The following is a 14951-nucleotide window of genomic DNA, read 5'->3' as shown; positions in this document are numbered from 1 at the left end:
GGAGGCCCAAAGCTTGTATATATTCCGGCACAGATTTCCATGATACTAATATACATAAAACACGATCGCCTGTCAAGAGGCGATCGCCTTTTTTTGTGAGTTAGCGCCAGATTGATACAATAATGCGGTGCAACTACCCTAGACTTTTATGGCAAGGGGTCAAGTCTGGATTTCATGTAACAAGGCTTGGAATCGGAGGTCTTGGCGAATCGAGTCCCAGGTTCCATCCAGACGAGTCCGTTCGTGACATTGCTGGGGGTCTTGGGAAATATAAGAATGCAAATGTTCGATCGCCCGTTCGATCTGACCCAGGAGGAGATGACAGGTAGCCTTGGCATAATGAACTTCAGGAAAATTAGCCTCAATATCCAGGGCCTCAGCGTAGTTGGCGATCGCCTTTTCGTACCGCCCAAACCGTTGCCAGGTTTCCCCGCGACGATACCAGGCCCAGCGATCGTGCGGACGGAGGTCTAAGGCGCAGTCATAACTATCTAGCGCTTCTTCATAGCGATCATGTTTTGCTAAGACTTCCCCGCGACGATACCAGGCCCAATAGTCGTCCCGGCGTTCTTTGAGGGCCTGGTCAAAGCTGGCGACTGCCTCCTCAACCCGTCCGAGTTCTCCTAAAGCTTTACCCCGTTGATACCAGGCCCAATAGTCCCGGGACCGCAATTCTAGAGCTTTATCGTAATTGGCAACGGCTTCTTCATAGCAGTTTGTATGTCTTAAAGCATTCCCTCGGCGATACCAGGCCCAATAATCATTGGGTTTGCTTTCCAATGCCTGATCATAAGAGGCGACGGCCTCCTGATACCGTTGGAGGGCCGCGAGTGCATTGGCCCGTTCATAACAGGCCCAATAATCATGGGGGCGGATTTCCAGGGCCTGGTTATAACTGGCGATCGCCTCCTCATACCGTTTCGAGTCATGGAGAACGCTGGCCCGCTTATACCACTCTTGATAATCCTTCGGGTGGTCTGCTGATTCTGGCTTGAGTGCAGTCGCCGTCGCGCTGTTCCCTACATCTGTTGAATTGTCTAATCCCATTGAGTCTTGATTTTCGCTCATAATAGCGCTCCAAAGCAGAACATATCTGCGCTTTGTGGATTTGTTCCCTCGATTCGGGCTATTTTTTTGCCATTTAGCTGCTTGTCTGCCCTTTCGATAAGCGTTTATACTGACCTGGCTAAAATTTTAATCCGAGGTTACTGGGGGTCCATTCACTGTAAATCCCCTTTAGAATCTTAAAGGATTTTTGACCCTTTCTATTCAATTAAATTTATATTTTTATCTCACGAATTAAACGCAATTTATTACCCAATTTTAGGAGAGTTTTGTCAGCAAATCTTGACAATTTGACCCCGAGGAATCGTCAGTTACCTTGATACCGGAGACAGGGGATGAAACGTTAAAAATTGAGGTCAGTGTCTTTCAACGTTCCACCCCAAGAGTCTAAACTCTCAGTGCGATATCAGCCGAACGAAAATTACATCAACCCGGGAAAGGTGCGATCGCCCCGCAAACCGTCAAATTCCATATTCGTGGCAATTTTCTCAAGATAGGAGTCGCCCCCCCAATGAATCGCCTGTTCCAAGCTGGCAACTGCCCCGGGGCCATCGCCTTGGCGGATCAAGTAGCGGGCCAGGTCGTACCAAACGGCCCCATCTTCTGCTTCAATGGTCAGGGCTTTTTGGAAACTCATTACTGCCTCATCGTAGCGACAGAGTTCCCCTAAAGCGATACCCAACTCATGCCAGACCCAACCGCTTAACCGCTCATAATCTTCACCCCACTGGGTCCAGTTCGGTTCACACTCCAAGGCGCGGTCAAAGCTGGCCACAGCCTCATCGTAGTTGCCTAACTGACTATGAACGTTCCCCAATTGATACCAAGGCCAGAAATTATCTGAATAGATAGAAATAGCCCGTTCGTAGCAATGGAGGGCTTCGGCAGGGCGGTCTAGGTCATCCAGGGCAATGCCGCGATCGTACCAAACCAAATCATCCTCGGGGTCAATCTCCAATGCCCGGTCATAACTGGCGATCGCCCCTTCCGTTTCTCCTAACAAATCCAACATCTTTCCCCGTCGATACCAGGCCATCTCTGCCGTGGGTTTCACCTCCAAGGCGCAGTCGTAACTCCCTAACGCCTGCTCATACTCCTGGCTCATCTCCAGGGCAATTCCCCGGCGATACCAGGCCCAATAATCCATAGGCCGGACTTTTAGAGCGCGATCGTAGTTGGTCACTGCCTCCTCGTAGCGACAGGCCCGGGCGAGGGTGATCGCCCGTTCATACCAGGCCCAATAGTCTCCCGGACGGACTTCCAAGGCGCGGTCATAGCTGGCGATCGCCTCCTCATACTCCCGCAATTGCCGGAAGGCACTCCCCCGTTCATACCAGGCCCAATAGTCTCCCGGACGGGCTTTTAAGGCGCGGTCATAGCTGGCGACTGCCTCCTCATACCGACCCAACTCATCTAAAACATTCCCAATTTGATACCAGGCCCAATAGTCTTCCGGGCGATATTCCACGGCTTTATCGTAGCAGCGGAGGGCATCATCATAATGACCCGTATCCCGCATGGCATTCGCCTGTTGATACCATTCCCAATAGCTATCGGGTCTACACTCTAAAGTGCGCTCATAGATAGAAATTATGCGACTCATTGTTTGACTCATACTTTTAGTGCAAAATCTATTAAATCTCTCCAATATTAAGGATACTGCGATCAAAGCTCACTCTGCTCGGTAAAATTACTTTGAATCGTTTAAATTTTCAACAATAAGCCCAGAAAGATTTGATGAGCGAACAATCGGAATTAGACTACCGCATAGAACGGGATTCGATGGGAGAACGGCAAATTCCCGCCCCTGCCTACTATGGCATCCAAACCCTACGGGCAACGGAAAATTTTCCCATCAGCGGACTCAAACCCTTACCCACCTACCTGGATGCCTGTTTGCTGATCAAAAAAGCCACAGCCCTTGCCAATGGTGAACTCGGCTGCATTCCCCAGGAACTGAGTCAGGCGATCGCTGATGCAGCCGATGAAATCCTCAACGGCGCATTACGGGATCAATTTGTGGTAGATGTTTACCAAGCCGGTGCCGGAACTTCTCACCACATGAACGTCAACGAAGTGCTGGCAAATCGCGCCCTGGAACTGTTGGGGGACGCTAAGGGCAATTATCAGCGGATTAGCCCGAACGATACAGTCAACTACGGACAATCCACCAATGATGTCATACCCACCGCCATTCGCATCGGGGGACTGTTGGCGTTGCAGCATAGTCTTTCTCCGGCACTCAACGAGGCGATCGCCGCCCTAGAAGCCAAAGCAGTTGAATTCCAGGATATCGTCAAATCTGGCAGAACCCATCTGCAAGACGCCGTACCCGTCCGACTCGGGGAAAGTTTTCGCGCCTGGGCCTATATACTCACGGAACACCGGACGCGCATCGAAACTGCCGGGAAAGAACTCACGGTACTCGGAATTGGGGGAAGTGCGGCTGGAACGGGTTTAAATACCCATCCGAAGTATCGCGATCGCGTGGTGAAGATTCTCTCAGAGTTAATCAATATCCCCCTGACTCCCACCCCGCACTTGATGGCAGCAATGCAAAGTATGGCCCCCTTTGTTAGTGTTTCCGGTGCATTAAGAAATTTAGCCACAGATTGCCTAAAAATTTCCCATGATTTGCGCTTGATGGATTCGGGACCGAAAACCGGACTGAAGGAAATTCAATTACCTCCTGTGCAACCCGGGTCCTCGATTATGCCGGGGAAATATAATCCGGTGATGGCCGAGATGACTTCGATGGTATGTTTTCAGGTGATGGGATATGACAGTGCGATCGCCCTGGCCGCACAAGGGGGACAACTGGAACTAAATGTGATGATGCCCTTGATCGCCTATAACTTGATTCACAGCATTGAAATTTTAGGTCATGCGATCGGTGCATTGAGTCAGTTCTGTCTCCAAGGCATTACCTGCGATCGCACTCGCTGCGAACATTACGCCGAAGGCAGTTTAGCCCTCGTCACCGCCCTCAACCCCCACATCGGCTACCTCAACGCCGCCTCCGTCGCCAAAGAATCCCTCGAAACAGGTAAATCCCTACGGCAAATCGTCCTAGAACGGGGTCTAATGACCTCAGAACAGTTAGCGGAGGTTCTGGACTTACAGAAAATGAGCGCCCTCCCGCATTAAAACTCAAACGGGCAAATGCGGCAACGACAGCAAGTCGTTCTTAATTGTTCGGTGTCACGACTTACTGTGGTTTGGATAACCCAACCCCAGCAAGTCGCGACGTTGTGGAACCGAAGAAAGAACTTCAGCAGTACCTGGAGGCGGTACCAAATCCCCAGTGAACCCCTTTCCCTCAAAGCCTGTTTCGTCCAGGACAGCCTACCTGTTAAATTAAGTAGAGGTGGCGGCATACCACCGAAATTCACAAAATTGTCAATATGGAGTGCAATTATGGCGAGAGGTTCATTTGCCACAATGCAAGCTCAATCCAGTACAGAAGTGACGTTTTATTATGAAAACGGTCATACAGATTCATTTAAGGTTCCAGTTCCCGGAGCCCAATTCCAGCAGCAGTTACCCCAGTTATTAGCCCAACCCTGGATCACCTTTCATCTGATTGATAACACGATTATGGTCTCAACGGCTAAGGTTGTTAAGGTAGAAATTAATCCACCTATTCCCGAACTGCAAGGTCCTGGGGTCATCAATAATGGAGAACGAGTGACGACGATGCAGCGTGGTGCTACGGGACGATTACCCCAGAGTGGTTGAATTTTAAATTCCTCGATTCAGGGAATTTTTGAAGGGGTCAGGGTCACGCCCGGGAGGGGATTCATCACCCTTAAATGTTCACCCCTCCCGGTTCAGGGTTGACTTTTTTTTAATAAAATTAGCTCAGTTTATCTCATGACAAGTGTTAGTTTAATTCGCGCCAACTCTTACAGCAAAGCTGTTCTCCGGGAGTCTATAGAGACTGTCTTAGCGCCTCTGGGGGGAATAGCTGCCATTGTAAAACCGGGAAATCGAGTTCTACTTAAACCTAATTTGCTCACGGGTTCCCGTCCGACCAAAGAATGTGTAACTCGGCCCGAAATTGTCTCTTGTGTGGCAGAAATGGTGATGGAGGTGGGAGGAAAACCTTTTTTAGGAGATAGTCCCGCTTTTGGGAGTGCGCGGGGGGTTGCCTTTGCCAATGGATATCAGGAGATGGTGGAACGATTGAATTTGCCAATTGTGGAATTTCATGGTAAGCGATATCCCACGACTGCCACTGAATTTAATCATTTACGATTGTCCAAGGAGGCAATGGAAGCGGATGTGGTGATTAATTTACCGAAGGTAAAATCCCATGTTCAATTGACGGTAACGATGGGGGTTAAAAATTTATTTGGCTGTGTACCTGGAAAGATGAAAGCCTGGTGGCATTTGGAAGCGGGAAAGGATGTGAATCGCTTTGGAGAGATGCTGGTGGAAACGGCGCGGGCTATTTCTCCAAATTTAACTCTTGTAGATGGGATTATCGGCCATGAAGGGAATGGTCCGAGTGGGGGAGAACCCCGACTGCTGGGACTGTTGGCGGCGTCGGAGGATGTGTTTGCCTGCGATCGCGCCCTGTTAGAGGTACTCAATGTTTCACCGGACCTTGTTCCCACCGCTGCAGCATCTTTACGCTTGGGGTTCTGTCCCGAACTGCAAGAGATCCAGTTTCCCTTGTTGAAACCTGTGGACCTCCAAATTGAGGATTGGAAACTGCCAGAGGCGCTAGTTCCCATTGATTTTGGAATGCCTCGGGTTCTCCAGTCTACGTTTCGGCATTTGTACATTCGCTTTATTAAGGAACCGATAAAATTGTATGCCAATCGGTAGCCGGAAGACGTGGATTTAGGATAAGGTTGCAGGCATCAGAAACCCGGTTTTTACTCTCGTTTTTGGGGAGAAGAAACCGGGTTAATGGAGTTGATTTGGATCGCATAACCCGAGCTTTTTTGAAAGAAACCCGGTTTATAAAGGGTGCTGAGTCCAGAAATTTTAGGCTTCTCCAATTAAGGTAAATGCGGCCCAGTCTCGCGGGTTGGGATAGTGTTCCATTGTCGTTAACATGGCGGTTCTTAGGGATTGAGCTTTATCACAGCTTTGCCGGAATTGCTGATAGAATTTCCTCATAAAATCTAGGTTAGACTTGCTGGGGGGCGACCAGAGAGACATCAGTAAACTGGGGACTCCTGCGGCGATAAAAGCCCGAGATAATTCCACAACTCCATCTCCCCAAATGCGACCTCTGCCGGTATCGCAGCCACTCAAAACGACGAGTTGAGCTTGGAGATTTAAGTGCAGGATGTCATTAATATTTAGGAGTCCATGAGTGTTGGGACTCGGTGCTAAGGCGATCGCCGATTGCAATCCTTCGATATCATCGAGAAAAACATGGGTAGCCAGATGAATGATATCAGCAGAACGCATTTTTTGGAGGATCGCTGATTTGGTGGCGCGATCGCCCGTAATCGGTTGAGTTTTCAGAATCTCGGCGATCGTCTCGGCTTCCAGTTGAGTCCCGGGAATTTGTAGCAATTGCACCGGAGGTTCCCCAAATTCCAAACAAATGCTGGGCATGGTGGGGTTTCCGACGACGAGGCATTCTTGAGGGGATTCGAGGGTGGGACAGCAAGGAAAACTGCTATTACCTCCCACCGTCTGAAGTGCGAGTTCCCGTTCAACGATCGGTTTTCGCTGCAGATGAGTCACCCCCAAGGCTTCAATCGAGGGAGCGGTGAGTAGGGTATGCTTTTCAATGGGATATTGACCGTTGGAATCGATTAATGCGGCAAAGGGAACCAGAAATAAGAAATCTTGGGGAATAATTGTCACCCGTTTTTGGGGATCCTTGGGCAGTAAATCGGCGATGGGTTCCAGGAGGATTTGATATAGCAACTGGAGTTGCTGACGACAAAGCAGCCGTTCGCGATCGCTATAGCCCACATTAATTAATTCCCGGACGCTGCGAACCAGCCCCGCCAGTGATGTATTATCTTCGTACCATAACGATTGCAGGTCTACTTGACGAAAGCTAATTCTCCCCCCGGGGGAAATTACCCAAATAAATAGTTCCGTTGCATAAGCATACAAGGTATTTAGCCCGATTTGCAGCCGGGACATTTCATAAAATTGTTGATAATCATAAATCAGGGAATAATAAACTAAAGTCGAATTTTGGGCTTTAGCGATTTGTTTAATTTTATAAAGACTCGGTGGTTTTACGGATTGCTGGCATTTCCCCTCTGCTCCTAATCGGTTGGCTAAGAGATGCTCAACCGCTTTGGCTCGTCCTTGCTCTGCGACTTCTAAGGCCGATTCAGTTCGGCGTTGAACCACTAAAATTCGTTCAAAGCCTCGGTAAATATCCGGTTGTCCCTCATTCGCAAAAACGTTCATGCTTTGCCCCTAAATTCAGCATTCAATGCGATCGCCTTGACGGGGAGGAAACGCCGCGTTATTTTTAGGCGATCGCTTCAATCATACTCCATTCCAGGGGTTATGAATACCTCGTTTTTAGGCTTTTTTTCCCGGTTTTTGTTGCGTTTTGTTGCGGGCTTACCGAGTTCAGGAGAGGGGGGTTAAAAGTTCAGAACAATTCAGGGTTGCTGATCAGACCAAATCGGGTATTTTTAGCTCGGCACAAACCGACAGATCTGCTCCGTTCGGCCTACGGAAAGAGAAGCTGTTCCTGCGCTTCTGTGCCCAGAAAACCCGGGCTTAAAAACCGGAGGGAGGATGAGGACTCTTAATCAATTCAGCGAGTCCAGTGGATTAGGTCCCTTTAATCATCGCGCTTCGCTCTAACAAAGGGACCTCACTCCTGCTCCAAATTTGAGGACCACTCAAACTGAGCAGGACCCGGGGAGATGTTAATTTGGGGATTGCCCCTAGGGGATCAGGGGGGGTTCCGGATTGGATGGCTCGAAAACGGGAGCACCCGTTGGATTCAGGGTAGGCACTGAGGGAGACAAGGGTTTTGCCGAGAGGGTATTGGCGACCAAAACATACCCTAAGTAAGCAGGTAAAACCATCGAAGTGACAGCGGCGATCGCGCCAACCACATTGAGCCATCCTGTAGCCGGTCCATAATGAGAGCGATAGGGGTCGAAATTGATCCCATCCTCGTTGATCATCGTCCGCCATGCGATCGCCCGCTTGAACCGTACCCGGCGATCGTCCAGCTTTTCCAACAGCGTCCAACCCGCCTGGAGTTCTTCCTCACACAATCCCTGGAAAATTTGGGGATCGCGAAACAGATCGAAACTCGCCCGCACGATTTTATACTCCCACTCCCCACTCTGGGAATCCTTTGAGGATCCGACGTTCGCCTCGGGCAACGGGGGACGCAAGGCAGCAATCACCGCAGTCACCTCCTCGGGTTTAGGGGGGGCTACAAATTGTTCTGCACTCTTGCCGCCATTCAGAGGCAAGGAAGTGGGTGGGTTTTCGAGTTTTGTTAAATTCCGATGATTTTGTTGATCCGTCACAAGTTCTTCCTCCTCCTGATCTTGTTGCCGCAAAAGCAGTTGCCGCCAGCGCAACCATCCCCCGGCAACTACTGCCTCAATGCCGAGACTTCCCACAAATACGCTCCACAACAGCATGACTTGCATATTTTTCCTCGCCTCAAGGGGGTGAGATAAAGGCTCACGGATGAAGGATGAAGGGGACAGTCTCAGGGCGCAAGGATTGGCTAAGCTCTCAAATTTTATTTGGGGGTTAAAATTTGGTGATTTTTATGTAAAACTCTCACCCTTGATCCGGACTGACCCTGGACTGTACAGGATTAGGGCGGGCATATTTCCGCCCTAATCTACAAAAAAGCCGGGTTATGGCTCTTGAATTGTCCCTTAAAACTTCATCGTTTAGACTTCACCCTTATTCCTTCAGTTTTAAATACCCTTCAACTAAACAGTCTGTTCCAATCGTCCGCCATTTTACCCGGTCTAAGGTTAAGGCATCACCCATACGAGTTAAGCCCAAATTTCCCACCGGCGAGGGGGCCGACTGACCCCCGACAATTTTTGGAGCAATAAACGCGAGAATTTTTTGAACTGCGCCATCTGCGATCGCCCGCGCCGCCAACAGTCCACCACATTCCCACAGAACCGACAGAAACTCCCGGTGATAGAGGTACTCCATCGCGATCGCCGGAGTTAAGGGATCAAGCTCTATCACTTCAACGCCTTTATTCAAAAGCCGCTGCTGCATATCCGGATTTGCTCCTGTCTGAGTCAGTACCAGGGTCGCTGCCTCAGAAACCTCCCACAGATGGGCCTCCTCGGGCAAATCCAGGGTGCGAGTCATCACAACTCGTAAGGGGTTCTGAGTGCCGGTATGGTGACTGGTGAGCTGAGGATTGTCCTGACGCACGGTATTTCCCCCGATGATGACGGCATCGCACGCCCCACGCAGGGTATGCACTTCATGACGCGCTTCCGTACTGGTGATCCAGGCGCTGTGACCTGTGGTGGTGGCAATTTTGCCATCTAGGGTCATGGCATATTTTAAAATTCCAAAGGGACGATGGTAGATGACCCGATGGAGAAAGGCTTCATTCAGCTTGCGGCAGGCTTCTTCTTCCACGCCGACGACTACTTCGATTCCTGCCGATCGCAGGCGCTGGATACCTCCACCGGACACCCGGGGATCGGCATCGACCATCCCGACTACCACCTTCGCGACTCTCGCCGCAATCAAGGCTTCGGAACAAGGGGGGGTGCGTCCATAATGATTACAAGGTTCTAGGTTGACATAGACTGTGGCACCTTGGGCCTGTTCCCCTGCTCCTTGCAGAGCAAAGACTTCTGCATGAGGCTGTCCCGCACCGGGATGAAAGCCTTCTGAGATGATTTGGCCCTCTTTGACAATCACGGAACCCACTAAGGGATTCGGTGCAGTCTTTCCTAATGCAAGTTGAGCCAACTCAATACAGCGACGCATCATTGAGCAATCAAAGTCGCTAAACTCACTCTCGCCACTGGGGTTTGAGGGGGTGAAGTCTGGATTCGGGAGTCCTGGCGCTTGAGGGGTCACGGGCAAATGTTCCTTTTCCTGCTGTCACAATGAAGCTTAACCCTGAGTTTATCGAAAAGACTGACGTTCCAACAGCCACGCAGTATAATCTAGTCGAAGCAAGGTTAAGTTTTGTAAAGTTAAAAGCTGAATAATTTATCATGGACATTCAAAAAAGTCAAGATATAAAACCAGCTAGGACTGGGCGATCGCCCCTAGTGGGTGGAAAGATTGGTAAACAGATCGGGCAATGGGCAGTCATCGCAGCGCTTCAGGTGTTCAGCCTCCAAGCCTGTCCCGTCCCGGCAGCGATCGCCCAAATTCCACCGGAACAATCTAACCCCGAGGCTTCCACCGAATCCGAACCCCTTGACCCTGCCGCAGAATCAGCGTCTCACTCGTCCACCACAGCAGCGCGATTATCTGCATTCCCGAACAACTGGCTATCAAAAGACTGGTTGTCGCCATATCTAAATCATCGCGTCCGCCTCGATGGCAGGACCCTATTTCCTGTGGCTCCCATCGAACTGGACGAGGGGTCTCGGGTAGAGGCGATCGAGCGACAACTCCAGCAGTTACTCGAAGCACTCCAAACCGAACTTGAGCAGAATCAGCAGACTCAGAACCCTGACGGAACCTATTCATCTGCTGAGATTACCACCTTCATCAATCAAAATCTCCAAATCTACAACAATCCCCTAGGCGGTTTACCCGTCATTTATGCCCAGTGGGGGCGCGCGGAAACCCAACAAATTAGGCTCCTAACGGTAACTGCGTTAGATGCTGAACGCTTAGGGATGCCGGCTGCAATGGTGGCCGATCGCTGGCAGCAACAGATTCGCCAAGGACTCTTACGAGCCTTGTTAGAGCGTCAACCGGACTATCTCGAACAACAGGTCGTTTGGTCGGTTTCCATCGGTTTGGCGATGGTGCTATCCAGTTTGATCCTGTTTTACTATCAGCAACAATTTAAACGGAAACGGGAGCAAATTCACGCCGCTGCTTATCCCCTCCCCCAGGAGAGACCCCCAGTTCTTCCCCGGCAAGTCCAGCAGTCAGAAGAATCTGTTCCCGTCGCTGAATCTGAATCCCTTGAAGTGCAGCAACAAACCGAATCCATGCGGGAGTTGCAGTACAAGATGAAGCAGCAGCAACAGCTCAATGTCAACGATATCCAGCAGCGATTGGCACAATTTGGACAAGTCGTCATCTGGGGAGGCGGCACTTACAGCATTTTGGGATTGTTTCCCGTGAGTCGAGGCATCCAAGTGCTGATTTTGTCTTTACTTCCCGTTCCTTTGCGGTTGCTGGGGGTGGTGTTGACTACTTATGTGGGGGTGCGCCTGAGTGCGATCGCTATTGATCGATTCTTTAGCGTCTTGCAAGAGGGTAAATTAGTAGACTTGGATACGTCCCGACGGTTGGCATTGCGGTTTTCTACTTTTTCCGGAGTGTTTAAAAGTCTGACTGCCGCCGTTTGTATTAGTATCGGCATTCTCATGACTTTATCCGTGATTGGCCTCGATATTGCGCCGATTCTTGCTGGGGCTGGGATTATTGGTTTGGGGATTTCCTTGGCCTCTCAAAGTTTAATTAAAGATACGATCAATGGCTTTTTGATTTTGTTTGAAGACCAATATGCGATCGGGGATGTGATTCTGGTAGACAATGTAGGCGGACTTGTGGAAAATATGAATCTCCGCATTACCCAACTTCGCAATGGGGAAGGACAGTTAATTACGATTCCCAATAGTGCAATTTCCATTGTCCGCAATCTCTCCAAAGAATGGGCGCGAGTGGATCTCACGATCACTGTCGCTTATCAGAATAATGTGGATCATGTGTTGGAAGTGCTGCGAAATTTATCCGTAGAGTTTTATAGCGAACCCGAATGGCAGGAAAAAATGGTTGATCCCCCGGAAGTGTTGGGGATTGACCAGATTGATTACACGGGAGTTTTAATTCGGATTTGGATTAAAACTAAACCGCTGCAACATTGGATTGTGGGGCGAGAGTTTCGCCGCCGGATGAAGATGCGCTTGGATCAACAGGGAATTGCGATCGGTGTACCTCAACAATCCGTGGTGTTTCAGAGTTCATTGGAACTGTTGAAACCGGGCCGTAATGGCAACGGCGATCGCTCCCCTAAGATCCTGATAGGAAATTCCGATCAGGCTTCTATGTAATTAAAGTAGCAGCGATGCCCGAGGCGGTGGGCGCAAACTAACTGCTATCCGTACCTCATCACTGGGGGAAACGCTATAGTTACACAAATCCCCGACCTTAAACAGGTGGGGGATTTTTCCGATCTAATATAAACCCAATTGAAGTAGGACGGGGTTTAGTTACGGTGTTGATTTAAGTATTGGATCAGGTCATCAGAACCGCCAATATGCTTACCATTGATGTAAACTTGGGGAACCGTTGTGGCTCCAGAAATCGCCCGTAAAGAACGGGTGGTAATATTGTCTTTTAAGACAATTTCTTCATACTCAAACCCATGTTCTTTTAGAGCTGCTTTAGCACGCGCACAATAGGGACATCCTTCTTTGGTCAACAGAGAAACACATTCGGGTTTCTTCGCTTCCGGGTTGATATACTTGAGCATCGTCTCTGCATCGGAGACTTCAAAGGGGTCGCCCTCCACCTCGGGTTCGATAAACATTTTTTCAATGGTTTTATCTTTGACTAACATGGAGTAGCGCCAGGAACGTTTGCCAAAACCGAGGTCTTCTTTGTTGACCAGCATTCCCATTTTTTCGGTGAATTCGCCATTTCCATCCGGAATGAAGGTGATATTATCTGCTTTTTGTTCCTTTTTCCATTCATTCATTACAAATGGGTCGTTGACGGAAACGCAGATAATGTCATCAACACCATTAGCTTTAAAGGTTGGGGCTAATTCATTGTAGCCTGGAACGTGAGTGGAGGAACAAGTGGGGGTAAATGCACCTGGTAGGGAAAAGACGATTACGGTTTTCCCAGCAAATAGCTCATTCGTGGTGAGCGTTACCCAGTTTCCATTTTGGCGGGTTTTTAAGGTAACATCAGGAACGGTTTGCCCTTCACGATTTTGTAACACGATAGATTCTCCGAGTTGTTGATTTAGTAATAAATGCCAGAATTTAGGGTTAATTCAGGCATCAAAACCCCTCGTTGTTCTCTTGGGCTAGAGTGAATAAAACCCAGGCCAACAGTGATCAGCTTTGTTTCTTTAAGGGTGGGAAAGAAAGCCGGGGATTTGGTGCTTCACTATTGTAGCGAATCTCCGGGACTGTTCAAGCATCGGGCAAGGGTAGGGGTGAGCGGTGGCTTAAGGCGATCGCTTTATGTCTTACGCTTGTTGACAAAAATCAACAGGGGATGTATATGGCCAGTAACATCGCCTTAGTGCATAAATTGCAATAACTCGCGCTGTTGCCAGAGCATTAATATGCCTGTAATTGCCATTGTCGCGAGGGCAAGCTGACGAAAGTGCTGGTTGCTCATGCTGCGCAGGACGTAGCGACCCAGGAGGTTCCCGGGCGCTGCGGCTAGACCGATCGCCAATCCATATCCCAGGTACTGCGGTGTCATTGCACCAAAGGCCAAATAAATCACAATCTTGACAATATGGATCACCACTACGTTAGCGGCTTTCGTGGCAATCATTTCTTCTTTGACTAATCCGTATTTCAGGTAAAGGGGATTTAAGAGGGGACCACTACTGCCGATGAGTCCGGATATAAAGGAATACAGAAATCCGGCAGGTAAAAAATACCAGGTGGCGATACGGAAATTACTTTCTTGTTTTTTGAACCCAAAGCCGACTACGCTCAAGATCAGGAATAAGCCGATCACGAGTTGCAGCCATTCTATATTCATTTGGGTAAACAAATACGCACCTAAAATCGCACCTAAAATCGCACCAGGTAGGTACCAAAGGGTGATTTTCCAGTTGATATCACTCCAGAATAAAAAGATCCGTTGTGAGTTTCCGAGCAACATCCCCAGGGTAATGACGGGTGCGACTGCGCCAGACCCCAGCAAAAGGTTAACCAGTGGAATTAAGAGGAGCGGACTGCCTGCGGCTGCTAAGGTACTGGTAAACCAGGACAGGAAACTAGCTAGGGTTAACCAAACAAGGAGTATGGACACGAATAGAAGGGCTGTTTAAAGTTCTTTATCTCTTATTCTGCCACCTTTAACCGAATTTTAACCTGGGAAGTTCGCCAGAATGAGTCGGGTTCGGGGGGAAGTTAAGCGGTCTGGGGAACACAGGCACTCAAAGACGGGTTTGACGATCGCCCGGTGGGTAATCGGCGCGACAATGGGCGATCGCTCTTTTTTGGGTTCGTGATCTACAGGCCATAAAAATACCTGCTCCTGGGGTAAGGAGCAGGTTTTTCAAAGGAAGGTGTACCAGCATGTTTATCTTTCTGCTTCTATTTTGCCGGTAATTTTCAGGGTTGTCATCAGGAAAAATACGAGGGTTGGCTGTGGTGACATCCGTAATTTTGCTGATTACTCCTGGGAAGGTTGGCGATCGCTTGATTCCTTCATTCCCTGCGTTTATGGGCAAACCTCAAATTAACATCTCCTTATATATTCCTACGTTTCGGTGTCCGACAAATTCATAAGGAACACAACGCACCTAACTTGAGTCAGGGTGTTGCCTTATCCCGAAACCGAGTCTTTGGTTGAGAGCTTGACCGTGAGTAACAGGCACTGTCCGGTCTTGATTGCAGGGAGCGAGGGGAAGATTTTAGGATAGGGAGTGTCCGATCTCGCCCGGTTCAATCCTGTGGAGCATTCTTGTAAGGGACAATCTACTCCAGGAAAGCCCCCTACTGGATCTAACTTCTCCTTTCTTCTACTCCGAGTCCGGTTTG

12 protein-coding genes are annotated in these 14951 nt (G+C 49.3%); 5 read left to right on the top strand and 7 right to left on the bottom strand.

All coding sequences use genetic code 11. The annotated features are described in order from the left end of the window. Nucleotides 1–159: 159 nt before the first annotated feature. A complete protein-coding gene (locus NG792_RS01895) occupies nt 160–1068 on the bottom strand; it encodes a tetratricopeptide repeat protein (protein ID WP_261234299.1) in 909 nt (302 codons plus the stop codon). Between the two features lie 418 nt (nt 1069–1486). Continuing rightward, nucleotides 1487–2668 (bottom strand): tetratricopeptide repeat protein, encoded by a 1182-nt coding sequence (locus tag NG792_RS01890; protein WP_261234298.1) that lies wholly within the window; start codon nt 2666–2668, stop codon nt 1487–1489. A 134-nt stretch (nt 2669–2802) separates the two neighbouring features. On the opposite strand from NG792_RS01890, the gene NG792_RS01885 reads away from it, so the two are divergent. The 3 genes from NG792_RS01885 to NG792_RS01875 all read left to right on the top strand — a co-directional run bounded on the left by NG792_RS01885 (nt 2803) and on the right by NG792_RS01875 (nt 5898). Continuing rightward, a complete protein-coding gene (locus NG792_RS01885; RefSeq protein ID WP_261234297.1) occupies nt 2803–4212 on the top strand; it encodes an aspartate ammonia-lyase in 1410 nt (469 codons plus the stop codon). Between the two features lie 270 nt (nt 4213–4482). Continuing rightward, nucleotides 4483–4803, top strand: coding sequence for a hypothetical protein (locus NG792_RS01880; protein ID WP_261234296.1), 321 nt, complete (start codon nt 4483–4485; stop codon nt 4801–4803). 135 nt (nt 4804–4938) lie between these two features. Continuing rightward, nucleotides 4939–5898, top strand: coding sequence for an Npun_F2552 family protein (locus NG792_RS01875; RefSeq protein WP_261234295.1), 960 nt, complete (start codon nt 4939–4941; stop codon nt 5896–5898). A 162-nt stretch (nt 5899–6060) separates the two neighbouring features. Here NG792_RS01875 and NG792_RS01870 read toward each other — a convergent pair whose 3' ends face one another. The 3 genes from NG792_RS01870 to ribD form a co-directional block, all read right to left on the bottom strand. Then, nucleotides 6061–7461, bottom strand: coding sequence for a CHAT domain-containing protein (locus NG792_RS01870; protein WP_261199963.1), 1401 nt, complete (start codon nt 7459–7461; stop codon nt 6061–6063). 491 nt (nt 7462–7952) lie between these two features. Then, nucleotides 7953–8678, bottom strand: a complete 726-nt coding sequence (locus tag NG792_RS01865; RefSeq protein ID WP_261234294.1) for a hypothetical protein — start codon at nt 8676–8678, stop codon at nt 7953–7955. A 265-nt stretch (nt 8679–8943) separates the two neighbouring features. After that, the gene (gene ribD, locus NG792_RS01860; RefSeq protein WP_261234383.1) at nt 8944–10011 is read right to left on the bottom strand and encodes a bifunctional diaminohydroxyphosphoribosylaminopyrimidine deaminase/5-amino-6-(5-phosphoribosylamino)uracil reductase RibD; all 1068 of its coding nucleotides are present in this window, start codon (nt 10009–10011) and stop codon (nt 8944–8946) included. A 230-nt stretch (nt 10012–10241) separates the two neighbouring features. On the opposite strand from ribD, the gene NG792_RS01855 reads away from it, so the two are divergent. Further along, nucleotides 10242–12266 carry a mechanosensitive ion channel family protein gene (locus NG792_RS01855; RefSeq protein WP_261234293.1) on the top strand — a complete coding sequence of 675 codons (2025 nt, stop codon included), beginning with the start codon at nt 10242–10244 and terminating at the stop codon, nt 12264–12266. Between the two features lie 155 nt (nt 12267–12421). On the opposite strand, the gene NG792_RS01850 is transcribed toward NG792_RS01855, so the two are convergent. Together NG792_RS01850 and NG792_RS01845 are read right to left on the bottom strand one after the other, a co-directional pair. Beyond that, nucleotides 12422–13162, bottom strand: coding sequence for a glutathione peroxidase (locus NG792_RS01850; RefSeq protein ID WP_261199960.1), 741 nt, complete (start codon nt 13160–13162; stop codon nt 12422–12424). 305 nt (nt 13163–13467) lie between these two features. Continuing rightward, on the bottom strand, nt 13468–14217 hold the full coding sequence (locus tag NG792_RS01845; protein WP_261199959.1) for a sulfite exporter TauE/SafE family protein: 750 nt from the start codon (nt 14215–14217) through the stop codon (nt 13468–13470). Between the two features lie 79 nt (nt 14218–14296). Here NG792_RS01845 and NG792_RS01840 point away from each other — a divergent pair, with 79 nt between their 5' ends. Then, on the top strand, nt 14297–14419 hold the full coding sequence (locus NG792_RS01840; protein ID WP_261199958.1) for a hypothetical protein: 123 nt from the start codon (nt 14297–14299) through the stop codon (nt 14417–14419). Nucleotides 14420–14951 lie beyond the last annotated feature (532 nt).

This window comes from Laspinema olomoucense D3b (genome assembly GCF_025370785.1).
GTDB lineage: Bacteria > Cyanobacteriota > Cyanobacteriia > Cyanobacteriales > Laspinemataceae > Laspinema > Laspinema olomoucense.
This window is presented reverse-complemented; position numbering and strand designations above follow the sequence as displayed.

Coding starts and splice junctions, on each gene's coding strand:
- ribD (WP_261234383.1), bottom strand. CDS start 10,011: ATGATGCGTCGCTGTATTGAGTTGGCTCAACTTGCATTAGGAAAGACT.
- NG792_RS01880 (WP_261234296.1), top strand. CDS start 4,483: ATGGCGAGAGGTTCATTTGCCACAATGCAAGCTCAATCCAGTACAGAA.
- NG792_RS01885 (WP_261234297.1), top strand. CDS start 2,803: ATGAGCGAACAATCGGAATTAGACTACCGCATAGAACGGGATTCGATG.
- NG792_RS01890 (WP_261234298.1), bottom strand. CDS start 2,668: ATGAGTCGCATAATTTCTATCTATGAGCGCACTTTAGAGTGTAGACCC.
- NG792_RS01865 (WP_261234294.1), bottom strand. CDS start 8,678: ATGCAAGTCATGCTGTTGTGGAGCGTATTTGTGGGAAGTCTCGGCATT.
- NG792_RS01855 (WP_261234293.1), top strand. CDS start 10,242: ATGGACATTCAAAAAAGTCAAGATATAAAACCAGCTAGGACTGGGCGA.
- NG792_RS01870 (WP_261199963.1), bottom strand. CDS start 7,461: ATGAACGTTTTTGCGAATGAGGGACAACCGGATATTTACCGAGGCTTT.
- NG792_RS01875 (WP_261234295.1), top strand. CDS start 4,939: ATGACAAGTGTTAGTTTAATTCGCGCCAACTCTTACAGCAAAGCTGTT.
- NG792_RS01840 (WP_261199958.1), top strand. CDS start 14,297: ATGAGTCGGGTTCGGGGGGAAGTTAAGCGGTCTGGGGAACACAGGCAC.
- NG792_RS01895 (WP_261234299.1), bottom strand. CDS start 1,068: ATGAGCGAAAATCAAGACTCAATGGGATTAGACAATTCAACAGATGTA.